This window comes from Stenotrophomonas sp. TWI1183, assembly GCF_039673115.1.
In the GTDB taxonomy this organism is placed as follows: domain Bacteria; phylum Pseudomonadota; class Gammaproteobacteria; order Xanthomonadales; family Xanthomonadaceae; genus Stenotrophomonas; species Stenotrophomonas maltophilia_AA.
Genome location: NZ_JBDJKZ010000008.1, coordinates 50,412 through 73,012 on the forward strand (window position 1 = coordinate 50,412; position 22,601 = coordinate 73,012).

Annotated in this window: 24 protein-coding genes; 16 read left to right on the forward strand and 8 right to left on the reverse strand. The window is 68.2% G+C overall.

The annotated features are described in order from the left end of the window. The first annotated feature begins 51 nt into the window (after positions 1 to 51). The 6 genes from lepA (at position 52) to recO (ending at position 5,473) form a co-directional block, all read left to right on the forward strand. Positions 52 to 1,842, forward strand: a complete 1,791-nt coding sequence (gene lepA / locus ABE434_RS09755; protein WP_176989513.1) for a translation elongation factor 4 — start codon at positions 52 to 54, stop codon at positions 1,840 to 1,842. Positions 1,843 to 1,942: 100 nt separating this feature from the next. Further along, entirely contained in the window at positions 1,943 to 2,737 is a 795-nt protein-coding gene (lepB, locus tag ABE434_RS09760; RefSeq protein WP_176989189.1) for a signal peptidase I, read from the forward strand. 32 nt (positions 2,738 to 2,769) lie between these two features. Beyond that, positions 2,770 to 3,153, forward strand: a complete 384-nt coding sequence (locus tag ABE434_RS09765) for a DUF4845 domain-containing protein (protein WP_179458246.1) — start codon at positions 2,770 to 2,772, stop codon at positions 3,151 to 3,153. Continuing rightward, a complete protein-coding gene (gene rnc / locus ABE434_RS09770) occupies positions 3,143 to 3,823 on the forward strand; it encodes a ribonuclease III (RefSeq protein ID WP_179458247.1) in 681 nt (226 codons plus the stop codon). Before ABE434_RS09765 ends, rnc begins: the two co-directional genes overlap by 11 nt. Further along, positions 3,820 to 4,716, forward strand: coding sequence for a GTPase Era (era, locus tag ABE434_RS09775; RefSeq protein ID WP_176989192.1), 897 nt, complete (start codon positions 3,820 to 3,822; stop codon positions 4,714 to 4,716). Before rnc ends, era begins: the two co-directional genes overlap by 4 nt. A gap of 31 nt (positions 4,717 to 4,747) precedes the next feature. After that, positions 4,748 to 5,473, forward strand: a complete 726-nt coding sequence (gene recO, locus ABE434_RS09780) for a DNA repair protein RecO (protein WP_346478684.1) — start codon at positions 4,748 to 4,750, stop codon at positions 5,471 to 5,473. A gap of 10 nt (positions 5,474 to 5,483) precedes the next feature. Here recO and ABE434_RS09785 read toward each other — a convergent pair whose 3' ends face one another. Then, positions 5,484 to 6,218, reverse strand: coding sequence for a response regulator (locus tag ABE434_RS09785; RefSeq protein WP_346478752.1), 735 nt, complete (start codon positions 6,216 to 6,218; stop codon positions 5,484 to 5,486). A 137-nt stretch (positions 6,219 to 6,355) separates the two neighbouring features. Here ABE434_RS09785 and rlmD point away from each other — a divergent pair, with 137 nt between their 5' ends. After that, the gene (rlmD, locus tag ABE434_RS09790) at positions 6,356 to 7,690 is read left to right on the forward strand and encodes a 23S rRNA (uracil(1939)-C(5))-methyltransferase RlmD (protein WP_179458249.1); all 1,335 of its coding nucleotides are present in this window, start codon (positions 6,356 to 6,358) and stop codon (positions 7,688 to 7,690) included. Between the two features lie 12 nt (positions 7,691 to 7,702). On the opposite strand, the gene ABE434_RS09795 is transcribed toward rlmD, so the two are convergent. After that, entirely contained in the window at positions 7,703 to 8,314 is a 612-nt protein-coding gene (locus tag ABE434_RS09795; protein WP_346478685.1) for a hypothetical protein, read from the reverse strand. Between the two features lie 78 nt (positions 8,315 to 8,392). Between ABE434_RS09795 and ABE434_RS09800 the strand changes: the two genes are divergently transcribed. From ABE434_RS09800 to ABE434_RS09835, 8 genes are all read left to right on the forward strand, one after another. Further along, positions 8,393 to 8,896 (forward strand): CYTH domain-containing protein, encoded by a 504-nt coding sequence (locus ABE434_RS09800; RefSeq protein ID WP_346478686.1) that lies wholly within the window; start codon positions 8,393 to 8,395, stop codon positions 8,894 to 8,896. A gap of 45 nt (positions 8,897 to 8,941) precedes the next feature. After that, the gene (locus ABE434_RS09805) at positions 8,942 to 9,634 is read left to right on the forward strand and encodes a DsbA family oxidoreductase (RefSeq protein WP_346478687.1); all 693 of its coding nucleotides are present in this window, start codon (positions 8,942 to 8,944) and stop codon (positions 9,632 to 9,634) included. Positions 9,635 to 9,701: 67 nt separating this feature from the next. Next, a complete protein-coding gene (gene nagZ / locus ABE434_RS09810) occupies positions 9,702 to 10,709 on the forward strand; it encodes a beta-N-acetylhexosaminidase (RefSeq protein ID WP_346478688.1) in 1,008 nt (335 codons plus the stop codon). Then, complete coding sequence (locus tag ABE434_RS09815; protein ID WP_019183441.1) at positions 10,709 to 11,263, forward strand: hypoxanthine-guanine phosphoribosyltransferase; 555 nt, start codon at positions 10,709 to 10,711, stop codon at positions 11,261 to 11,263. The genes nagZ and ABE434_RS09815 overlap by 1 nt, the downstream gene beginning before the upstream one ends. Continuing rightward, positions 11,263 to 12,009: an S-methyl-5'-thioinosine phosphorylase gene (locus tag ABE434_RS09820; protein WP_176989199.1), complete on the forward strand. Its 747-nt coding sequence runs from the start codon at positions 11,263 to 11,265 to the stop codon at positions 12,007 to 12,009. Before ABE434_RS09815 ends, ABE434_RS09820 begins: the two co-directional genes overlap by 1 nt. 88 nt (positions 12,010 to 12,097) lie before the next feature. Continuing rightward, positions 12,098 to 12,304, forward strand: coding sequence for a cold-shock protein (locus tag ABE434_RS09825; protein ID WP_019183439.1), 207 nt, complete (start codon positions 12,098 to 12,100; stop codon positions 12,302 to 12,304). 63 nt (positions 12,305 to 12,367) lie between these two features. Continuing rightward, positions 12,368 to 13,615, forward strand: coding sequence for an NAD(P)/FAD-dependent oxidoreductase (locus ABE434_RS09830; RefSeq protein ID WP_346478689.1), 1,248 nt, complete (start codon positions 12,368 to 12,370; stop codon positions 13,613 to 13,615). A gap of 256 nt (positions 13,616 to 13,871) precedes the next feature. Continuing rightward, on the forward strand, positions 13,872 to 14,141 hold the full coding sequence (locus ABE434_RS09835) for a hypothetical protein (protein WP_176989201.1): 270 nt from the start codon (positions 13,872 to 13,874) through the stop codon (positions 14,139 to 14,141). A gap of 44 nt (positions 14,142 to 14,185) precedes the next feature. Here the strand turns inward: ABE434_RS09835 and pdeM are convergent, their stop codons facing one another. The 4 genes from pdeM to ABE434_RS09855 are packed head-to-tail and all read right to left on the reverse strand — an operon-like array spanning position 14,186 to position 19,890. Continuing rightward, positions 14,186 to 14,830, reverse strand: a complete 645-nt coding sequence (gene pdeM / locus ABE434_RS09840; RefSeq protein WP_346478690.1) for a ligase-associated DNA damage response endonuclease PdeM — start codon at positions 14,828 to 14,830, stop codon at positions 14,186 to 14,188. Then, positions 14,820 to 17,267: a ligase-associated DNA damage response DEXH box helicase gene (locus tag ABE434_RS09845; protein ID WP_346478691.1), complete on the reverse strand. Its 2,448-nt coding sequence runs from the start codon at positions 17,265 to 17,267 to the stop codon at positions 14,820 to 14,822. The genes pdeM and ABE434_RS09845 overlap by 11 nt, the downstream gene beginning before the upstream one ends. Positions 17,268 to 17,281: 14 nt before the next feature. Further along, complete coding sequence (locus ABE434_RS09850; RefSeq protein ID WP_346478692.1) at positions 17,282 to 18,886, reverse strand: ATP-dependent DNA ligase; 1,605 nt, start codon at positions 18,884 to 18,886, stop codon at positions 17,282 to 17,284. Continuing rightward, positions 18,883 to 19,890: a ligase-associated DNA damage response exonuclease gene (locus ABE434_RS09855; protein ID WP_346478693.1), complete on the reverse strand. Its 1,008-nt coding sequence runs from the start codon at positions 19,888 to 19,890 to the stop codon at positions 18,883 to 18,885. Before ABE434_RS09855 ends, ABE434_RS09850 begins: the two co-directional genes overlap by 4 nt. A 109-nt stretch (positions 19,891 to 19,999) precedes the next feature. Between ABE434_RS09855 and ABE434_RS09860 the strand changes: the two genes are divergently transcribed. Then, positions 20,000 to 21,631 (forward strand): isovaleryl-CoA dehydrogenase, encoded by a 1,632-nt coding sequence (locus ABE434_RS09860; protein ID WP_346478694.1) that lies wholly within the window; start codon positions 20,000 to 20,002, stop codon positions 21,629 to 21,631. Between the two features lie 67 nt (positions 21,632 to 21,698). Here the strand turns inward: ABE434_RS09860 and ABE434_RS09865 are convergent, their stop codons facing one another. Next, the gene (locus ABE434_RS09865; protein ID WP_176989207.1) at positions 21,699 to 22,103 is read right to left on the reverse strand and encodes a hypothetical protein; all 405 of its coding nucleotides are present in this window, start codon (positions 22,101 to 22,103) and stop codon (positions 21,699 to 21,701) included. A gap of 150 nt (positions 22,104 to 22,253) precedes the next feature. Beyond that, on the reverse strand, positions 22,254 to 22,595 hold the full coding sequence (locus ABE434_RS09870) for a hypothetical protein (RefSeq protein WP_019183430.1): 342 nt from the start codon (positions 22,593 to 22,595) through the stop codon (positions 22,254 to 22,256). Positions 22,596 to 22,601 lie beyond the last annotated feature (6 nt).

Sequence of the window (22,601 nt, forward strand, 5' to 3'; positions counted from 1 at the left end):
CAGTCATCCTGACGACGCGACGCGCCGCCGCCACCTATGTCTTCTGATTCGATGCGGTTCATCCGCAACTTCTCCATCATCGCCCACGTCGACCACGGCAAGTCCACGCTGGCCGATCGCATCATCCAGCTTTGCGGCGGCCTCCAGGCCCGTGAGATGGAGGCGCAGGTGCTCGACTCGAACCCGATCGAGCGCGAGCGTGGCATCACCATCAAGGCCCAGTCGGTCTCGCTGCCGTATGTCGCCAAAGACGGCCACACCTACCACCTGAACTTCATCGACACCCCCGGGCATGTCGACTTCTCCTATGAAGTCAGCCGCTCGCTGGCCGCCTGCGAAGGCGCGCTGCTGGTGGTCGATGCGGCCCAAGGCGTGGAAGCGCAGTCCGTGGCCAACTGCTACACGGCGGTCGAACAGGGGCTGGAAGTGGTGCCGGTGATCAACAAGATCGACCTGCCCACCGCCGATATCGACCGTGCCAAGGCCGAGATCGAGGCCGTGATCGGCATCGATGCGACCGACGCCGTGGCGGTCAGCGCCAAGACCGGCCTGAACGTGGGCGACGTGCTGGAAGCGATCGTGCATCGCATCCCGCCGCCGGTGCCGCGCGATACCGACAAGCTGCAGGCGCTGATCATCGACTCGTGGTTCGACAACTACCTGGGCGTGGTCTCGCTGGTGCGCGTGATGCAGGGCCAGATCAAGGCCGGCGACAAGCTGCAGGTGATGTCCACCGGCCGCAACCACCAGGTCGACAACGTCGGCGTGTTCACCCCCAAGCGCAAGGTGCTGCCGGCACTGAACGCCGGTGAGGTGGGCTGGGTGACGGCCAGCATCAAGGACGTGCACGGTGCGCCGGTCGGCGACACCCTGACCCTGGCCGCCGATCCGGCCGCCAAGCCGCTGCCGGGCTTCCAGGAAATGCAGCCGCGCGTGTTCGCCGGCCTGTTCCCGGTCGATGCCGAGGATTACCCGGACCTGCGCGAAGCGCTGGACAAGCTGCGCCTGAACGATGCCGCGCTGCGCTTCGAGCCGGAAAGCTCCGAAGCGATGGGCTTCGGCTTCCGCTGCGGCTTCCTGGGCATGCTGCACATGGAAATCGTGCAGGAGCGCCTGGAGCGCGAGTACAACCTGGACCTGATCAGCACCGCGCCCACCGTGGTCTATGAAGTGCTCAAGACCGACGGCACCATCATCAACATGGACAACCCGGCCAAGCTGCCGCCGGTGAACATGGTCGATGAGATCCGCGAGCCGATCATCCGCGCCAACGTACTCACCCCCGAGGAGTACATCGGCAACATCATCAAGCTGTGCGAGGAAAAGCGCGGCAGCCAGATCGGCATCAACTACCTGGGCAGCCAGGTGCAGATCAGCTATGAGCTGCCGATGGCCGAAGTGGTGCTGGACTTCTTCGACAAGCTCAAGTCGGTCAGCCGTGGCTATGCCTCGCTGGACTATCACTTCGTGCGCTTCGATGCCGGCCCGTTCGTCCGCGTGGACGTGCTGATCAACGGCGACAAGGTCGATGCGCTGTCGCTGATCGTGCACCGCAGCCATGCCGACCGCCGCGGCCGCGAGCTGTGCGAGAAGATGAAGGAACTGATCCCGCGCCAGCAGTTCGACGTGGCGATCCAGGCCGCCGTCGGCTCGCAGATCATCTCGCGCACCACGGTCAAGGCGATGCGCAAGAACGTGCTGGCCAAGTGCTATGGTGGCGACGTTTCGCGCAAGAAGAAGCTGCTCGAGAAACAGAAGGAAGGCAAGAAGCGCATGAAGCAGGTCGGCCGCGTGGAAATCCCGCAGGAAGCCTTCCTGGCCGTGCTGCAGATGGACAAGTAAGGCCGGATGGCTTTCCCGGCAGCGGCGGGCGGCACCGGATCGGTGTCGCCGGACGCGCAGGGGCACACCACACCGCTGCAATCGTTCCCAAGGACACTGCATGAAATTGTTTGAGCTCCTCCTGGTCGTACTGACGTTGGCCTCGGGCCTGATCCTGCTGGCCGAGAAGCTGTACTTCGCCAAGCGCCGCGCCCAGCGCGCCGGCCTGCTGGACACCGAGCCGGTGATGGTCGACTACGCGCGGGCGTTCTTCCCGGTGCTGGCGATCGTGCTGGTGGTGCGCAGCTTCATCGCCGAACCGTACAAGATCCCGTCCAGCTCGATGATGCCCAACCTGCTGATCGGCGATTTCATCCTGGTCAACAAGTTCTCCTACGGCCTGCGCCTGCCGCTGAACAACGCCAAGGTGATCCCGTTCGGCGAGCCCAAGCGCGGCGACGTGGTGGTGTTCCACTTCCCGGGCCATTCGGACAACGATCCGGCCAAGGGCGAGAACTTCATCAAGCGCGTGATCGGCGTGCCGGGCGACCAGATCGAGTTCCAGGGCAACGGCCTGATCCTCAATGGCGAGCCGGTCAAATACGACAACAAGGGCCTGTACGCCGGCCACAACGGCCAGGGCGAGGGCAGTTCGCTGCTGGTCGAGCACCTGCCGGGCCGCACCCATACCGTGCTGGAGACCGATTACGCCCGCGGCGAAGGGCAGTGGACCGTCCCGGCCGGCAGGTACCTGGTGATGGGCGACAATCGCGACAACAGTGACGACGGCCGTTTCTGGGGCCTGCTGCCGGAAGAGAACCTCCGCGGCAAGGCGTTCCTGATCTGGCTGAACTGCTCGGGCTGGTTCTGCAAGGACGGCTTTGAGCCGTCGCGGATCGGCACGGCTATCCATTGATTCATGGCACACGCGTATCTGGGGAGAACGCAATGAAGAACATGACATCGCAGCGCGGCATCACCTTGACCTCGTTCCTGGTGGTGCTGATCGTGGTCGCCTTTGGCCTGTACATCGGCATGAAGCTGTTCCCGATGTACCAGGAGTACTACGCCGTCCGTTCGGCGATGAAGAGCCTGGCCAAGGAGCCCGGCGTGGGCAATATGGAGCCGCGCCGCATCCAGGACATGTTCTTCAAGCGCCTGTACATCAACTACTCCGAAAACGTGAAACCCGCCGACGTGAAGTTCGATCGCATCGATGGCGGCTGGAACATGAAGGTCTACTACGAAGTGCGCCGTGAAATGATCGGCAACCTGGACGTGGTGGGCAAATTTGATTCAAACCAGGAATTGACCCGTAGCGGTGCCGACTAAGACCTTCCAACGCGGTGACCTGATCGGTCACGCCTTCAACGATCCGGGCCTGCTCCAGCAGGCGCTGACGCATCGCAGCGCCGGCACGCCCAACAATGAGCGGCTGGAATTCCTCGGCGACAGCATCGTCAACATGATGGTGGCCCAGGCGCTCTACGAACGCTGGCCCAAGGCCGACGAGGGCGCGCTGACCCGTGCCCGCGCCGAGCTGGTGCGTGAAGGCGCGCTGGCGGTGATCGCGCGCGAGCTGCAACTGGGCGAGCGCCTGATCCTGGGCCCCGGCGAGATGAAGACCGGCGGACATCGCCGCGACTCCATCCTGGCCGATGCACTGGAGGCCGTCGTCGCCGCGATCTACCTCGATGCCGGGTTTGCCGCCTGCGGCACGGTGGTGCTGCCCTGGTTCAGCGCCTCGATGCAGGCCCTGCCGGCCACTGGCAAGCCCGAGAAAGACCCCAAGACGCGGCTGCAGGAATGGCTGCAGGCCCGGCAGAAGGCGCTGCCCCAGTACGAGCTGGTGTCAGAATCGGGTGACGATCATGCCAAGACCTTCCGGGTACGCTGCGGCGTAACCGACCCCGCTGTCAGCACCGAAGGCGAAGGTGCCTCGCGACGGCTGGCCGAACAACAAGCGGCTGCCGCCGCCCTTGAGCAACTGGATTCCAAGTGAACGAAGCAACCCCCCATCGTTCCGGCAGCGTGGCCGTCATCGGTCGCCCCAACGTCGGCAAATCCACCCTGACCAACGCCCTGGTGGGCGCCAAGGTCAGCATCGTCTCCAACCGCCCGCAGACCACGCGGCACCGGTTGCTGGGCATTGCCAGCTACCCGGACGGCCAGATCGTGCTGGTCGACACCCCCGGCCTGCACCGCGCGCAGAAGCGCGCCATGAACCGGGTGATGAACCGCGCCGCGCGCGGCTCGCTCGAGGGCGTGGACGCCGGCATGCTGGTGATCGAGGCCGGCCGCTGGGATGACGAAGACACCCTGGCCTTCAACGTGCTCAGCGACTCCGGCATCCCGGTGGTGCTGGTGGTCAACAAGATCGACCGCCTCAAGGACAAGGGCGCCCTGCTGCCGTTCCTGCAGCAGGTCACCGAAGGCCGCACGTTCGCGGCCGTGCATCCGATCTCGGCGCAGAAGCGCAACGGCCTGGAGTCGCTGGTCCGCGACCTGATGAAGCTGTTGCCGGAAGCCCCGCCGATGTTTGGCGAGGACGAGATCACCGACCGCAGCCAGCGTTTCCTGGCCGGTGAACTGGTGCGCGAGCAGCTGATGCGCCAGCTCGGTGAGGAACTGCCGTATGCGACCACGGTCGAGATCGAGCGCTTCGTCGAAGACGGCAACCTGCTGCGCATCGGCGCGGTGATCTGGGTCGAGCGCGAAGGCCAGAAGGCGATCGTGATCGGCAAGGCCGGCACCCGCCTGAAGGAAATCGGGGCCAAGTCGCGCCTGCAGATGGAGCGCCTGTTCGGGGCCAAAGTCTTCCTGGAAACCTGGGTCCGCGTGCGCGAAGGCTGGTCCGACGACGAAGCCGCGCTCAAGGCGTTCGGCTACGAATAAGCCGGCCATCCCGGCCCCGGGCGGTTGAGCCATGCGCATCGAGGATGAGCCGGCCTTCGTACTGCACGCCCGGGCGTGGCGGGAGACCAGCCTGCTGGTTGAAGTGCTGACCGAGCAGTATGGCCGGATCGGGGTGCTGGCCCGGGGTGTCTCCAGCCCGCGCAGCCAGGCGCTGCGCGCGGCCCTGCAGCCGTTGCAGTGGATCCGCCTGACCGCCGTGCAGCGGGGCGAACTGGCCCAGCTGCGTGGGGCCGAAGCGCTCGATGCCGCGCCGCGGCTGACCGGCGAGGCGATGCTGGCCGGGTTCTACATCAACGAGCTGATGATGCGGCTGGCGCCCCGCCAGGACCCGCTGCCCGAGCTCTATGACCACTACGCGCAGGTGCGTGCCCGGTTGCGCGATGGCGAGCCGTTGGCCTGGACCCTGCGGCGTTTCGAGCGCGATCTGCTGGAGGCGCTGGGGTTCGGCTTCGATCTGCTGCACGGCAGCGATGACGAGCCGGTCGACCCGGCCGCGCGCTACGAACTGGACCCGCAGGAGGGGCCGCGTCGGCTGCTCAGCGACCGTGGTGTCGATCAGCGCCGTGGCACGGCGACCGGCAGCGCCTTGCTGGCGCTGGCCGCCGATGCGATGCCGGGGCCCGAGGATCTGGGCAGCCTGCGTCGGCCGATGCGCGCGGTGCTGATGCACCACCTGGGCGGACGCGGCCTGAAATCCTGGGAAATGCTCGAGGACCTGGCCCGGCGGCGCACGTAGCGTCGGGGATCTACTGCAGCAGCGCGTCGACCGCCACGCGGAAGCGTCCCTGGGCACCGGTGGATTCCGGGGCCTGGTGCAGCTGGCGGACCGCCCGCGCCAGGCGTGCGGCGCCGACGAACCCGCAGCTCGCCTGCAGCCGATGCAGCTGCCCCCGCAGGGCCCGCACATCGTCCTCGCGCAGGGCCTGGGCCACGGCATCGCGCACCCCCGGCAACTCGGCCAGGAACAGTTCGCGCAGGGCGATCAGGTGGTGGCGCTGCCCATTCAGCGCAGCCAGGGCAGTGGTCTCGTCCCAATCCTGGCGCAGGCTGTCGGCATCGTCCGCGTCCGGGTCGAGCGGGGCCGACAGGCTGCCGGCGGTATGTACCAGCGCACGACGGACCGCCTTGAGCAGGTGTTCGCGGCTCAGCGGCTTGACCAGGGTTTCGCTGAAGCCGGCGTCGCGCAGGCGCGAGTGGATCGAGGTATCGCCGTCGGCAGTGTGCGCCAGCGCCGGGGTGTCCGGCCGCGAGCGGCGCAGTTCCTGCAGCAGCTGGGTGCCGTTGCCGTCGGGCAGGTTGACGTCGATCAGCCACAGGTCATGCTGGCTGCCGCGGGCGCGGTCCATGGCGGTGGCCAGTGAATCGGCGGTATCGACCTGGGCCGGCAGGGTTTCCAGCGCGGCCTTGAAGAAGCCGCGGCTGATGGTGTCGTCCTCGACGAGCAGGAATCGGGGCATGGGATCCCTCGGGGTCATCTGCATATGGGCTGCCTCCATGTCAGCTGCCTCCATAGTAAACGCGAAGGCTCGGCCTGCAAGCGGTTTCATCGGGCGGCAAGTCAGTTGGCAGTTGGTATCTGCGACAATACGCACCCTTTTTGCCCGCAGCCTGTTGCCACGTGGCCCGAACCCGCTCCCGCCTCGACCGTACCCCCTTCCAGACCGACATCCTCGACCTCAGCCATGATGGCCGTGGCGTTGCCCGCCGCGACGGCGAGGGTGGCAAGGTCACCTTCATCACCGGCGCGCTGCCGGGCGAGGTGGTGACCGCCGAACCGACCGCGCGCAACCGCCATTTCGATGAAGCCCGGACCCTCGAGGTGGTACAGGCCTCGCCGCAGCGGGTGACCCCGCGCTGCCCGCATTTCGGCGTCTGCGCCGGCTGCGTGCTGCAGCACCTGGAGGAGTCGCAGCAGATCGTGGCCAAGCAGCGCGTGCTGATCGACAACCTGACCCGGATCGGCCACGTCAGCCCCGGCACCGTGCTGCCGCCGCTGGTCGGCGACAGCTGGGGCTACCGCCGCAAGGGCCGCTTCTCGGTGCGCCGCGTCGAGAAGAAAGACAAGACCCTGGTCGGCTTCCGCGAGCTGGATCCGCGTTTCGTCGCGGACCTGAGCCAGTGCCTGACGGTCATTCCCGAGATCGGCATGAAGGTCGGCGTGCTGTCCGAGTTCATCGAAACGCTCGATGGCAAACGCGATATCCCCCAGATCGAATTCATCGCCGGCGATGACGCGATCGTCCTGACCATCCGCCACATGCAGCCGCTCAGCGACGCTGACCGCGCGGCCTGGACCGCCTTCGGGCAGGAGCACGGCTTCGCGATCTCGCTGCAGCCCGGTGGCGTGGAGTCCGTGCATCCGCTGTGGCCGGCCGAAGTACCGCTGTCGTTCAAGCTGGCGCCGTGGGACGTCGAGCTGGCGTTCCGCCCGCTGGACTTCATCCAGGTCAACGCCAAGCTCAACGTGCAGATGATCGCGCACGCGCTGGCGCTGCTGGATGCCGGCCCGGACGAGCGCGTGCTCGATCTGTTCTGCGGCCTGGGCAACTTCACCCTGCCGCTGGCGCGTACCGTACGCAACGTCGTCGGCGTGGAAGGTGATGCCGGCCTGGTCGCGCGTGCGAAAGAGAACGCCGTGCGCAACGGCTTGGAGAATGCCGAGTTCCATGCCGCCGACCTGACCCAGGACCAGCGCCAGGCGTCGTGGATGCGCCAGGGCTTCGACAAGCTGCTGCTGGATCCGCCGCGCTCGGGCGCGATCGAAGTGCTGCAGCAGCTGCCGCTGAAGCAGTTCAAGCGGATCGTCTACGTGAGCTGCCATCCCGGCTCGCTGGCGCGCGACGCCGGCTACCTGGTCAACGAGCAGGGTTTCACCCTGGTCTCGGCCGGCGCGATGGACATGTTCCCGCACACCGCGCACGTGGAAAGCATCGCGGTGTTCGAAAAGCGCTGACCGCGTTCGGGCTCAGCGGCGGTCTGCCGCCGCGGCGTTCTGCCACTGGCCCTGTGCATCGAACACATAGGACTGCGGGTCGGTACCGCGCTCGGTGCCGTCCCCGGCGGTGACATCGCAGCGGATCTCCGCGGCCTCCGTGCTGCGCAGTTCGCAGTCGTCGATCGCCAGGATCTGCAGGCGCTGCTGGAAGGCACGCAGTTCCTCTCGGGCAGCGGCATCGTCGATGGCCGCGGCACGATGATGGAGTTGTTCGATGAGCAGTTCGCGGACGCGCTCACGCGGAGGCACCGGCGCGTCGACATCGGCGCGCTGCATCGCCCAGCCCATCCCCTGCGGGACGAAGCGCAGCATCCGGTAGCGGTTCTTGAGCCCGATCTCCATGCCGACCAGGCACTCGTACGCGCCGGTCACCGTCGTGCTGGCAAAGCACGGCCCATGCTCGAACCCGCGCGGGGTGAACATCGACTGCAGCAGCAGATCCTGGGCGGAGGCGGCCGGTTTCTTCTCGGCCTCGATCATGGCCATGATGGCCGCTTCGATCTGCGCGTGCGTGGGCGGCGCGGCGGCCGACACGGTCAGTGGCAGCAGCGACAGCAGCAGGGTGGGGAAAAGGGATTTCATCGGGCGTCCTTGCAGGGCAGCCGGCCAGTATAGAAGCAGCACGTGGCCGCCGTGCCGGGATCGCCGCATACTGTGCGCATGGGCATCGAAATCGAACGAAAATACCTCGTCACCGGCGAAGGCTGGCGCACCGCCGCACACGCGGTGATCCCGATGGCGCAGGGCTATCTCAACGACACCGCCTCGCTCGACAGTGGCGCACAGAAGGCCTCCGTGCGCGTGCGCATCCAGGGCGAGCAGGCCTTCCTCAACATGAAATCGCGCGAGATCGGGCATACCCGGCAGGAGTTCGATTACCCGATCCCGGTGGACGATGCGCGCGCGCTGCTGGCGCTGTGTGTCGGCGGGCTGATCGACAAGCGCCGGCATCTGGTCTCGCACGAAGGGCTGCTCTGGGAAGTGGACGAGTTCCTGGGCGAGAACGCCGGGCTGGTGGTGGCCGAAGTCGAGCTCGAGCACGCCGGTCAGGCGATCACGCTGCCCGACTGGGCCGGTGCTGAAGTGACCGACGAGGTCCGTTATTACAATCTGGCGCTGGCCGCACACCCGTTTTCACGCTGGTCCAGCGCTGAACGCGGCTGACCGCCAGACCTTGTAAACGCCCCGCGACACCCACAGTCTGGCCAGATGAAAATCGATATCTGGTCGGATGTGGTGTGCCCCTGGTGCTGGATCGGCAAGCACCGGTTCCAGCAGGGCCTGGCGTTGCTGGGCGATGACGCGCCCGACGTGGAGGTGCACTGGCACCCGTTCCTGCTCGACCCCGACGCGGGAACCACGCCCGTCCCGCTGCGCGAGGCCTACGCGGCCAAGTTCGGCAGCGCCGAGCGCACCGAACAGATCCTGACCCAGACCCAGACCGCGGCGCGCGCCGAAGGCCTGCCGATGGACTTCGACCAGGGCCAGGTCCGGGTCACCACGCTGCCGGCGCACCGTCTGATGTGGCTGGCCGGGCGTGAAGGCGTCCAGGCCGCGGTCGGCGAGGCGCTGTTCCGCGCGCATTTCGTGGAAGGCCGCAACCTGGCCGACCCGCAGACCCTGATCGCTGCCGGCGCTGCCGGTGGTCTCGACGCCGGGCGCATCACTGCGCTGCTGGCGGGCGAGGAGGGGCTGGAGGAGATCCAGGCGCAGCTGGCACAGGCGCAGCGCTTTGGCATTCAGTCGGTGCCCACCTTTGTGATCGACGACACGTACGCCATCCAGGGCGCCCAGCCGCCGGAGGCCTTCGCCCAGGCACTGCGCCAGATCGCGGCGGAGCGTTCGCCCGCAGGGGCTGCCGGGCAGGGCGACGGCTGCGGCCCGGACGGCTGCGAGGTCTGACGCTGCGCGCGGGTTCTGCGACAATGCGGCGGTGCGCCATGGTGGCGCCCCGTATTGGAGACACCCCATGCTCGTGATCGGCGTTGCCGGGACCGAACTCACCGCCCAGGAACGCGAATGGCTGCAGCACGACGCCGTGGCCGGCGTCATCCTGTTCAAGCGCAACTTCGCCTCGCGCGAGCAGGTGGCCGAGCTGTCGGCGGCGATCCGTGCCGCCGCGCCGCGCCCGCAGCTGATCTGCGTGGACCAGGAAGGCGGGCGCGTGCAGCGCTTCCGTGAGGGCTACAGCGCCCTGCCGCCGCTGCAGGGCTTCGATGCGCTGTATGCCACCGATCCGCAGGCTGCGCTGGCCCTGGCCGAGCAGCACGCCTGGCTGATGGCCAGCGAAGTGCGCGCCAGCGGCGTGGACCTCAGCTTCGCCCCCGTGGTCGATCTGGGTCGCGGCAACCGGGCCATCGGCGATCGCGCCTTCAGCGCCGATCCGCAGGTGGTGGCCGCGTTCACCGCGGCCTATGTGCGCGGGATGCACAGCGTCGGCATGGCCGCCACGCTCAAGCATTTCCCGGGCCACGGCACCGTGCTGGAAGACACCCATTTCGACGATGCCAGCGACCCGCGCACGCTCGATGAACTGCGCGCGCTGGACCTGGTCCCGTTCGCGGCCGGCATCCGCGCCGGCGCCGATGCGGTGATGATGGCCCACGTGGTCTACCCGCAGGTCGCGCCGGAGCCGGCCGGATACTCGCCGCGCTGGATCCAGCAGATCCTGCGCGAGGAGATGGGCTTCCGCGGCGTGGTCTTCTCCGATGACATCGGCATGGCGGCCTCGTTCTCGGCCGGTGGCGTCAAGGCGCGCGTGGATGCGCATCTGGACGCCGGCTGCGACGTGGTGCTGGTCTGCCACCCCGAACTGGTGGAAGAATCGCTGCGCGCGGTCGAAGGCCGCACCCTCAACACTGCTGCGCTGCTCGGCCTGATCGGTCGCGGCGCGCTGGGCTGGGACGGCCTGCTGGCCGATTCCCGCCATGGCACCACCCAATCCCGTTTGCTTGACACCCTTGGAAGAACCGTCTGATGCCCAACCTCACCATTTCCCAGGCCCTGGCCCAGGCCGACCTGCTGGTCGACCGTCCCACCATCGACAAGGCCATCGCTGGCATCGCCGACGCCATCGCGCGCGATTACAAGGGCGAGGTCCCGCTGTTCCTGTCGATCATGCACGGTGCGCTGCCGTTCGCCGGCCAGCTTGCGCTGGAACTGGGCGCACGCGGCCAGGATGTGCAGTTCGATTACCTGCACGCCACCCGCTACCGCGGTGAAACCACCGGCGGCGACCTGGTCTGGAAGCACAAGCCGGCCACCGCGCTGTTCGGCCGCCGCGTGCTGCTGGTCGATGACATCCTCGACGAGGGCTACACGCTGCAGGGCGTGCGCACCTGGTGCCTGGAGCAGGGTGCCACCGACGTGCGCATCGCCGCGCTGACGGTCAAGCTGCACGACCGCGCGCTGCCGGACGTCAAGGCCGACTACGCCGGCATCGACCTGCCGGACCGCTATGTGTTCGGGTTCGGCATGGACGTCAACGAGACGCTGCGCTGCGTGCCGGCCATCTACGCGATGAAGGAATGATGGAACACATTTCCCTCGCCGTCATCGGCGGCACCGGCGTCTACAAGCTGGCCCAGCTCGACGACGTGAGCAGCCACCAGGTCGAGACCCGTTACGGCACGCCGTCCGGTCCGATCCGCGTCGGCACGCTGCTGGGCCAGCGCGTGGCCTTTCTCGCGCGCCATGGCGAAGGCCATTCGCTGCCGCCGCACAAGATCAACTACCGCGCCAATCTCGCTGCGCTCCAGCAGATCGGCGCGCAGCGCGTGCTTGCGCTCAACACGGTCGGCGGGATCACCGAGCACTTCGGCCCGCGCGTGCTGGCCTGCCCGGACCAGCTGATCGACTACACCTGGGGGCGCATCTCGACCCTGTGCGAAGAACCGGGTACCGACGTGCTGCACGTCGACTTCGGCCATCCGTACACGCCGATGCTGCGCAGCAAGGTGCTGGCCGCGGCGAAAGTCACCGGCGTGCGCCTGCAGGACGGGGGCTGCTACGGCGCCACCCAGGGCCCACGGTTGGAAACCAATGCGGAAATCGCGCGCATGCGCCGTGATGGCTGCGATCTGGTCGGCATGACCGGCATGCCCGAAGCCAGCCTGGCCCGCGAGCTTGGGCTGGACTACGCCTGCCTGGCGATCGTGGCCAACTGGGCCGCCGGTTGTGGCGATGGCGATGAGATCACGATGGCCGAAGTGCTGGCCAATGTGGACGCTGCCTCCTCTGGCCTGCCCGAATTGATCGGTGAATTGGCACGGGGGTGATTGTCATTCCGGTACAAGGTTTGCATACTCCGCCAGTGCGCTGGTTGAGCGTACACCACCCATTCATAGAAGAAGGTCTCGCATCACCATGCCGAACGGTACCGTCAAGTGGTTCAACGACGCCAAGGGATTTGGCTTTATCTCGCCGGAGGACGGCAGCGCCGACGTCTTCGCGCACTTCTCCGCGATCAACTCCAAGGGCTTCCGCAGTCTGCAGGAAGGCCAGAAGGTCACCTATGACGTGACCCAGGGCCCGAAGGGCGCCCAAGCCTCGAACATCGTGCCGGCTGAGTGATTTTTTCAGCTGCGCATTGAAAACCCCGCTTCGGCGGGGTTTTTTTTATCAGTGAGTCCGCGCATGACCCCTCGTCGCACCATCGCCATCGTCGGCTACGGCACGGCTGGCCAAGCCTTGTCGATCCTGCTTTCACGTGACCATCACGACGTGCACGTCTTCGAGCGTGCCACCACGCCCGGTCCGGTCGGGGCGGGGTTCCTGCTCCAGCCCAGCGGCCTGGACGTGCTGTGGCAGATGGAGCTGCTGCCGGCGGTGCTCCGTCATGGCGCCGCCGTGCGCCGGCTGTACGGCGAGACCCCGTGCGGACGCGCGGTGATGGACATGCGCTATGCCGACCTGGATCCATCGCTGCACGGGGTGGGCATGCAGCGCGGCGCGCTGTTCTCGCTGCTGGCCGACGCGTGGGAGCGCCCGGGCAACCTGCAGGCCGACACCGCCATCGTCGCGGTGGACGCCGCACAGGGGCGCCTGCGCGACGCACGCGGGCACTGGCATGGCCCTTACGATCTGGTGATCGCCGCCGATGGCGCCGCCTCGTCGCTGCGCGCGCAGGTGCAGGGCACCACGCTGGACCGCGAATACCCGTGGGGCGCGCTGTGGTGCCTGCTGCCGCGCGGCGATTGGCCGCACATCGATGAACTGCGGCAGCGCTACGTGGCCGCGCGCAGGATGATCGGCCTGCTGCCGGTGGGGACGCGACCGGGCAACGACACGCCGCAGCTGAGTTTCTTCTGGAGCCTGCCCCGCGACCGGTTCGCGCAGTGGGAGCGTGACGGCATGGCGCGCTGGCTCGATGAGGTTGCCGCGCTGTGGCCGCAGGCGCACGAGCGGCTCGCCGGCGTGACCGGACCGGCGCAACTGGCCCGCGCCGGCTATCGCGATGCGGTGCTCTCGCGTTGGCATCGCGAGCGGCTGGTGCTGGTCGGCGATGCCGCCCACGCGATGAGTCCCCAGCTGGGGCAGGGCGTGAACATGGCCCTGATGGACGCGATGGCGCTGCGCGATGCGCTGCGCACCCATGCCGATCGCGACACCGCGCTGCAGGCCTACCAGGCACAGCGCCGGGCCCACGTCGCGATCTACCAGTACTGGAGCCGCTGGCTGACGCCGTTGTTCCAGTCCGAGCGCGACGGCTGGGCGCGCGCACGCGATCTGCTGTTCCAGCCGATGGGCCGCGTCCCGGGCGGGCGCGGGCACATGCTCCGCGTGCTCAGCGGCACGCAGCACGGCTGGCTCGGCAGACTGCCGTTGTCGCCCGGCTTCGCGCAGGCGATGCGCGCGTTGCACGCACCCGATGGCATCCGCTGATAACGCGGCGTAGTGGTGCCTGCGCGCCGATGTGAGGACGTGAATAACATTCATTGACGGTGGACTCACCGTCGGCATGGGACAACAGCGTGGCAAACGCAGCGTACGCGGCTTTTCATCCTGCGCCCCGTGCTGCTCACGCCGAAGCGGTGTCCGATTCCTGATCGCTTGGAGGCCCGCGACTGACGGGTGGTAGGGTGGTGCTGCGTTTGCGACCTACGGTCCGGTGGACCGATCGCAACCCAAGGAGATTGAAATGCTGTTCTCGGCCGAAACTCTGGAAAGTGAAATCCGCAAACTGCGCGGACTACTGCAGATGCTGCATGAGGATCAGCCGGACGTGATGGAAGACGTGTTCGAGTTCCATGTGACCAGCCTCATCACGCACGCGGCGCCGGAGCACCATCCGCGCATCCGTGCCGCCGCCCACGAGATGTTGACCGCGATCCAGCGGCAACCGGTGCGGCCCAATCCGCACGCGCCGGACATCCGGTTGATGCCGGACCTGCTGGTCTCGGCCGCCTGATCCACACACGTTGACTGAGTGACTGTTGTCGCGCGCTGCTCGACCTAGCGCGCCGGCAACGCGATGGCCTGGTCTTCGACGCAGGCCACCAGTCTTTCGCCCGTGCCCAGCACCGGCGCGATACCTGCGGTGAATCCCGAGAAGGCGGGCAGGATCGTCATACCCTCGCGCAGCCAGAACGATGGCCAGCGCCGCTGCATGCCCGGCAGCCGGGCCAGCGGATGCAGGTGGCCGCACAGCACGTGCAGGCCGGGCTGACGCTGCGGTGCGTGACGCAGCAGGAACGGTCCCTCCTCGACACGTTCACCCAGCAGGTCGATGCCCAGATCGGCCTTGGGCAGCACACGGTCATGATTGCCCTCCAGCGCGCCGATCCAGAGCCCGGGATGTTGTTCGCGCCAGCCCTGCCATTGCCGGTACCACGCGGCGCGGTGTGCAGCGCCATGCAGTACATCGCCGAGTATCCACAGCTGGCGCACCGCGTGCTGCTGCACCATCGCGCCGAGACGCTGCAGATCATCGGAGGTGCCCCCGCTGGGCAGGCCGATGCCCGAGCGCCGGAACAGGTCCGCCTTGCCCAGGTGCAGATCGGCGATCATCAGGCCCTGCCGCGCGGGCCAATACAGCGCACGCGCGCCAAGCAGCTGGACGGTTTCGCCGGCGAGGGTGATCGGCAGTTCAGGCGCCATGGCGTTTCTCCAGTTGCTGTGCGGCGCGCAGGACGCGGGTCTTCCAGTCTTCGTTGCTGAGCTGGCCGCGCAGTCGTTCGGCCCACAACGGGAAGGACAGCGGGCCCAGGCTGGTGGGGTGCTGCAGGCTCAACGTGCGTGCCTGGCAGGACGCCAGCGCACGGGCCAGGCTGTCGAGATCGAGTTGATCGTGCAGCACCTCGTGTTCGGCCAGCGTCAGCAGGATGTGATCCGGATCATGCTGGCGCAGCACGTCGTACAGCAGCCCGCTGGAGGCCTGCAGCTGGCGCAGGCTGCGTGGCGTACGGCCGGGCAGTGCCGGCACCAGCATGCCGGACACGCGCGCGATGTCGCGGAACTGGCGTCGCGCCAGTTCGCCCAGGTTGAGGCTCTCGCGCAGATCCGTGAGCAGTCCTTCCGGTTCCAGCAGGGTGCGCACGCGCGCGGCATCGATCTCGACGGCACGCGCCGGCGCCAGCACGAACCCGTAGTCGTTGGCCGCGTAGCCGAACGTATTGGTGTGCACGCGCGTCCAGCGCATCGCCATCAACGCGGCCAGCCCTTCATTGACCTGGCGGCCGGCGAAGGGGTACACGAACACGAACTGACCTTCGCGGCGGCGGACGTGTTCCACCAGCAGCAGCTCGGGCGCGGGCAACGCCGACAGGCGCGTCTGCAACGACAACAGCGGCGCGAGCCACTGCATCTCCGGGCTCTCCGGTGGGCGGGCCAGCACCGCTTCCATTTCATGCCCGAGCGCCTCGGAGAGCGGCAGGCGCCCGCCCTGCCAACGAGGCACCACACCGTCGCCGCCGCGTGCCAGCCGCACGTACGCGGTCAGATTCTCCAGGCGCACCAGTTCGAGCAGGCGCCCGGCGAACTGGAAGCGATCCCCCGGGCGCAGCCGGCTGAGGAACTGTTCCTCCACCGCGCCGAGCCGGCCGCCGCGCAGGAACTGGACCATGACGCTGCCATCGCTGGTGATGGTGCCGATCGACAAACGATGTCGCAGCGCGACGCGACGGTCATGCACGCGGTAGATGCCATCGTCATCGCGCACGACTTTGTGGAAATCCGGATACTGCGACAGCGCGCGACCGCCCTGCACGATGAACTCCAGTACGCCCTCCCAGTGCGCGTGGTCCAGCGCGGCGAAGGCATGCGTGCGTCGTACCTGCGTGAACAGCGCATCGGGATCGAAGCCACCGCCGAGCGCGCAGCTCACCGCGTGCTGCGCCAGGACGTCCAGCGACAGCCGCAGCGGCCGGCGGGCCTCGATATGACCCTGGACCAGCGCACGTCGCGCCGCGGCGTACTCGACCAGCTCCAGCGCATGCGAGGGCACGCACACGATGTGCCCGGATTCGCCGGGGCGATGTCTGGCGCGTCCGGCACGTTGCAGCAGTCGGGCGATGCCCTTGGGGCTGCCGATCTGCAGGACCTGGTCGACACTGGGGAAATCGACGCCGAGATCGAGGCTGGACGTCGCGACCACGCAGCGCAGCCGGCCTTCACGCAGGCCTTGTTCCGCGGCACGGCGCAGGGCCGGGTCGAGCGAGCCGTGATGCAGGGCGAGCGTGTCCGGCTCTTCCGGCCACACCGCCGACAGTGCCTGGTGCCACAGTTCGGCGTGGGCACGCGTGTTGGTGAACAGCAGGCTGGTGCGCACCGCCAGCAGTTTTTCCAGGACGCGCTGCAGCTGCGACAGGCCCAGGTGACCGGCCCAGGGGAAACGCTCGCCCTGGGCCGGCAACAGTGTCTCCACGCTGACCGCGCGCGGCCGCGCGCCGGCCACCAGCGGCGCGTCGGGCACGTCGGGCAGCAGCACGTCGCGCGCCTCGTCCAAATTGCCGAGCGTCGCTGAGAGCCCCCACACCTGCAGGGTGGGCAGGGCATCGCGCAGGCGGCGCAGGTTCAACTGCAGCAGTACGCCGCGCTTGTTGCCCAGCAGTTCGTGCCACTCATCCACGACCACGCAGCGCAGGTGCTGCAGGCGCGCCATCGTGTCGGGATAGCTCAGCAACAACGCCAGCGACTCCGGGGTGGTCACCAGTACATCGAGCCGGCCCTCGCGCGCCAGGCGCTTGTCGCGCGCGCTGGCATCGCCGGTGCGCAGGCCCACCTGCCAGTCCAGCCCGAGCGCGTCCAGCGGCTCGCGCAGCGCGCGCGCGGTGTCGGCGGCCAGCGCACGCAGCGGCGTGATCCACAGGACCTGCAGGACCGGCACCGGTGTCTTCGCGCGGCCGCGGGTCGTCCGTGGCGGCGGATCGTGCAGCGCCTGCAGCAGCGGACCGCCGAACATCGCCAGTGTCTTGCCGCTGCCGGTCGGTGTGTGCAGCAGGCCGGACTCGCCGGCCAGATAGTGCCGCCACATCGCTTTCTGGAAGGGCAGCGGCGCCCAGCCCCGGCTGGCGAACCACGCCGTCAGGCGGGCCATGGCCTCCCGTCGCGTCACCGCGCCAGCGCCTGCAGCTGGGCCAGGCTGTCGGCCTCACTGGCCGGCTTGTCGTGCCGCCAGCGCAGGATGCGGGGGAAGCGCACCGCGATGCCGGACTTGTGGCGCTTGCTGCGGTTCACCGCTTCAAAGCCGAGTTCGAACACCTGTTCGCCACGGACACTGCGCACCGGCCCGAACCGTTCGATCGTGTTCGCGCGGATCCAGCGGTCCAGCGCGAGGATTTCCTTGTCGTCCAGGCCAGAGTACGCCTTGGCCACCGGCACCAGGGTTTCGCCATCCCACACCCCGAAGGTGTAATCGGTGTACAGCGTGCTGCGCCGGCCATGGCCGGACTGCGCATAGATCATCACCGCATCGATGGTCAGTGGATCGATTTTCCATTTCCACCAGTCGCCGCGCCGGCGTCCCGCCTGGTAGACCGAATCGCGGCGCTTGAGCATCAACCCTTCCACACCACGCTCGCGGGCGAGATCGCGGTGCAGGGCGGCGGCGCTCCAATCCGCGACGCTGACCTCCGGCGACAGCATCAGGCGCGGGTCGTCCAACGTGGCGAGTACGTCGGCCAGGCGCGCACGCCGTTGCGAAAGCGGCAGCGCGCGCAGGTCTTCACCGCCCAGCTCGAGCAGATCGTAGGCGAGCACGCGTACCGGTGTATCGCGCAGTGTCTTCGGCCCGGGCTTGAGCCGCTGGATGCGGGTCTGCAGCGCGGTGAACGGCAGTGGCAATGCGTCGCCCTCGGCCCAGGCCAGCAGCTCGCCATCGATCACGCAGCCATCGGGCAACGCCATCGCCGCCGCGTCGATTTCGGGGAAGCGGCCATCCAGCCGCTCTTCGCCGCGCGACCACAGCGCGACCTCGCCCTGGCGACGCAGCACCTGCAGGCGGATGCCGTCCCACTTCCACTCCAGCAGCCAGTCCTTGATCGGACCGAGCGTGTCGACCTCCGCCTCCAGCGGCGAGGCCAGGAAGAACGGGTAGGGCTGCTGGCGATCTTCAGGGCGCTCTTCCGGTGACAGCAGGGCTGCCAGCAATCCGGGCGTCGGCACCCAGCTGCCGAGCATGCGCTGGGCGATGCGCGCGATATCGATCCCCGACCACTCCGCCAGTGCCTGCTGCACCAGCCGCTGTGAGACACCCACGCGCAGCGCACCCGTCAGCAGCTTGTTGAACACCAGCCGCTCGTCGAAGGCGAGCTGTTGCCACGCCCCGGTGATGGCCGCGTGGCGTACCGGTTCGGGCTGATTGGCGACCGGCAGCAGTTTCTGCTCGATCCAGTCGGCCAGCGCGATATCCGCGCCGACCTGCAGCGGATCGTCCATCAGCAGGGTCAGCGTCTCGGCCAGGTCGCCAACCTGGTCGTAGCTGTCGTCCACCAGCCAGGCCGGCGTGTCGGAGATCTCCGCGACCCACGCGCGCAGCTCGGCGTTGCCAGCGATCTTCCGGCGCGCGCTGGTGACCTTGCCGCCGGCCAGCAGGAACAGCGCCCACGCCGCGTCGTGCGGGGGCGCCTGCTGGAAGTAGCGCACCAGCGCGGCGCGCTTGTCGCCGGTGGCAGTGCTGCGGTCGAGTTCACTGTAGAGCGCGGCGAAGCGTTTCATTCTTCGTCCCCGTAGCCGGTGGCGAAGGCCTCGGCGGCGACGCCGCGCTCGCGCAGGAAACGGATCAGCGCGTCGGTGTTGCCGTGGGTGGCGATGACGCGGCGGGCACCGGTCTCGGCGATGGTGCGCAGCAGGTCGGGCCAGTCGGCATGATCGGAGACGACGAAGCCACGGTCGTAGTTGCGGCGGCGGCGGTTGCCGCGCACCCGCATCCATCCCGACGCGAAACCAAGCTGCGCGCGCTTGAAGCGGCGCATCCATGCACTCCCCGCTGCCGAGGGCGGGGCCAGGATCAGCTTGCCGGCGAACTCCGCACCGCGCGCCTGCTCGCTGACCGGCTCGGTGGCGAGCATCGGAATCCCGGCCTCGCGGTAGACCGCCACGCCGGTGGCGATCGCGCCATGCAGCAGCGCCGGCTGCGTATCCAGCGGCAGCAGTTCGGCCAGGATCCGCTGTGCCTTGCCCAGCGCGTAGCAGAGCAGCACGGCCGCCTCGCCGCGCGCTTCGCATTCGCGCCGCCACGCCACGATGTCCGCCGCGACCTGCGACGTGTCCGGCCAGCGGTACACCGGCAGGCCGAAGGTCGCCTCGGTGATGAAGGTGTCGCAGGGCACCACCTCGAACGGGTCGCAGCTTGGATCGTGCTGCCGCTTGTAGTCGCCCGAGGCGACCCATACCCGTCCCCCATGCGCGATCCGCACCTGGGCCGAGCCGAGCACGTGCCCGGCCGAATGCAGGGAGACCTCGGTGTCGCCGAGGGTGAAGCGTTCGCCGTATGCGTGCGCGCTGCAGTCCACATCGCCCAGCCGCCAGCGCAGGATCGGCAGGGTCTGCGTGGTGCAGTGGTAGTGGCCCATGCCGTTGCGCGCGTGATCGCCATGGCCGTGCGTGATCACCGCCCGCGGCACCGGTCGCCACGGGTCGATGTGGAAATCACCAGCCGGGCAGTACAGCCCCTCGGGCCGGAGCACCACCAGGTCGTCGTTGTCGGCATCCGCGTTCATGCCTGCACTGTGCCGCCGCGCTCGTGCAGGAGGTGAGAATCCGCATGAACGGCGGCCTGCAGGGGGATGCGGCAGAATCGGTGCATCTGTCTGCAAGGAGCTTGCCGTGATGACGTCAGCACTGCCCGCGTTCGAAACGCACGAGGTGAGCAACCAGCCGCCACCTTTCGGGGGGCGCAATCTGTGGGCCGACGACGTCGCACTGGCCGAGGCAGTGCAGCGCGAAGGAGGCGCCGCGTTCGCGGGCCAGCTGGCGCGCTATGGCGGCCTCGCCGGCGATGAGCTGTACCGGATCGGCTTCGACGCCAATCGCGATCGGCCGCGGCTGCGCACCCACGATGCGCAGGGCCATCGCATCGATACGGTCGAGTTCCATCCGGCGTACCACCAGCTGATGACGACGGCGAAGACGCATGGCGTGGCCGGGCTGTCCTGGCACGACGGGCGGCCGGGTGCGCATGTCGCGCGCGCGGCATTGAGTTACCTGCATCACCAGGCCGAGGCGGGGACCAGTTGTCCGCTGACGATGACCCACGCCGCCGTCGCCGTGCTGCGCCAGGATCCGTCGCTCGCCGCCTGGGCGGACAAGGCGGCGGCCCCGCATTACGACCCGCGTGACGTGCCGATCGCGGACAAGGCCGGGATCACCCTGGGCATGGGCATGACCGAGAAGCAGGGCGGCTCGGACGTGCGCAGCAACACCACGCGGGCCGAGCCCCAGGCCGATGGCAGCTATGCGCTGGTCGGCCACAAGTGGTTCTTCTCCGCCCCGATGTCCGATGGCTTCCTGGTGCTGGCGCAGGCGTCGGTGGGCCTGAGTTGCTTCCTGATGCCGCGACGCCTGCCCGATGGCAACCGCAACGCGTTCCGGCTGATGCGCTTGAAAGACAAGCTTGGCGACTGGTCCAACGCCTCCAGCGAGGTGGAGCTGTGCGGTGCCTGGGCGCAGCGTGTCGGCGAGGAAGGGCGGGGGGTGGCCACCATCATCGGCATGGTCATGATGACGCGGCTGGACTGCATGCTCGGTGCCGCCGCCGAGATGCGCATGGCCCTGGCCCAGGCGCTGCACCACACACGGCACCGCAGCAGCTTCGGCACGCGGCTGAGCGAGCACCCGCTGATGGCCAACGTTCTGGCCGATCTGGCGATCGAATCCGAAGCGGCCACGGTGTTCGCCATGCGTGTGGCACGCGCGGTGGACCAGTCCGCGGCCGATCCGCAGCAGGCCGCGTTCGCGCGCATCGCCACGGCCGTGGGCAAGTACTGGGTGTGCAAGCGCGCGGCCGTGTTCGTCAATGAAGCGCAGGAGTGCCTCGGCGGCGCGGGCTATGTGGAGGAGTCGATGCTGCCGCGGCTGTACCGGCAGGCGCCGTTGAATTCGATCTGGGAAGGCAGCGGAAACATCCAGTGTCTGGACGTACTGCGTGCCTTGTCACGCGAGCCGCAGGTGCTGCACGCGCTGGATGCGGAATTGAATGCGGTGGCCGGTGCCGATGCGATCTACGACGCCTCACTGCGGGCGTTGCGCGTCCAGCTCGCGGCCACGCCGGAGCAGGCACAGGCCCGCCGTATCACCGAACGCCTGGCGCTGCTGCTGCAGGCCGCGGTCCTGCTGCGGGCGCAGAGTCCGAACACATCCGCCTTCATCCGTTCACGGCTCGGGGCCGAGCACGGGATGGCCTTCGGCACGCTGCCGGCGGATATCGATGTCGCGGCCGTGCTGGGCCGCGCACTGCCCTGACGCAGACGCCCCCTCCAAGGGAGGGGGCGTCGTGACCCACGTGATGCCCTTGAAGGGGCGGCCGGACTCAGCGCTTGGCTTCGTTGGCGTTCTTGTTGGCATCGTCCGCGACGTCGCGCGCCTTGTCGGCGACCTTCTGCGCGGCATCGGCGGTGGACTCGCTGGCGTGGGCAGCCGCATCCTTGGCGGCGACCTTGGCTTCGCCGGCAGCCTCGGAGGTGGCCGCAGCAGCGCGGTCGAGTGCCTGCTGGGTATCGGCGGCAGCGCGCTCGGAGGCGGCCGCGGCATCATCGGCAGCACTGCGGGTGGCCGCAGCAGCCTTGTCGACGGCTTCGCGCGCGGCGGCATTGGTGCTGTCGGCGGCCTGTGCGGCGTCACGGCGGGCCTGTTCGGCCTCCGGGCCCTTGCACGCGGCCAGGCCGAGCAGCAGGGAAGCGGCCAGCAGGGAGGTGGTCAGCGGACGGATCTTCATGTGGCGCTCCAGAACGGCGATGGATGGGAGGCCAGCCTATTCATGCGCCTGTGAAGACGCGGTGCGCGCGGCAGCGCGGCAAAGAACACCCAAAGAAAAAGCCGCTGGCGAACCAGCGGCTTCTTCAGACTTGCTTGAAGAAAGAAGTGATTACTTCTTGGCTTCTTCAGCAGCGTCCTTGGCCTGCTCAGCGGTGTTTTCCGCAGTCTTGGCAGCGTCCTTCGCCTGCTCAGCAGCAGCGTCGGTGGCAGCGCCAGCAGCCTGGGCAGCGGCATCAGCCGAAGCGTCAGCAGCGGTGGTGGCGGTGTCAGCAGCAGCCTGGGCAGCGTCAGCAGCCGGGGCGCCAGCAGCAGCGGCCTGGTCAGCAGCGGCCTGGGCGTCAGCGGCGGCTTCGTTGGCCGAAGCGGCGGCGTCAGCAGCCTGCTCCTGCTTCGAGCAGGCGGTCAGAGCCAGGCCCAGGGCCATTGCGATCAGCAGCTTGTTGATGCTCATTGTTGT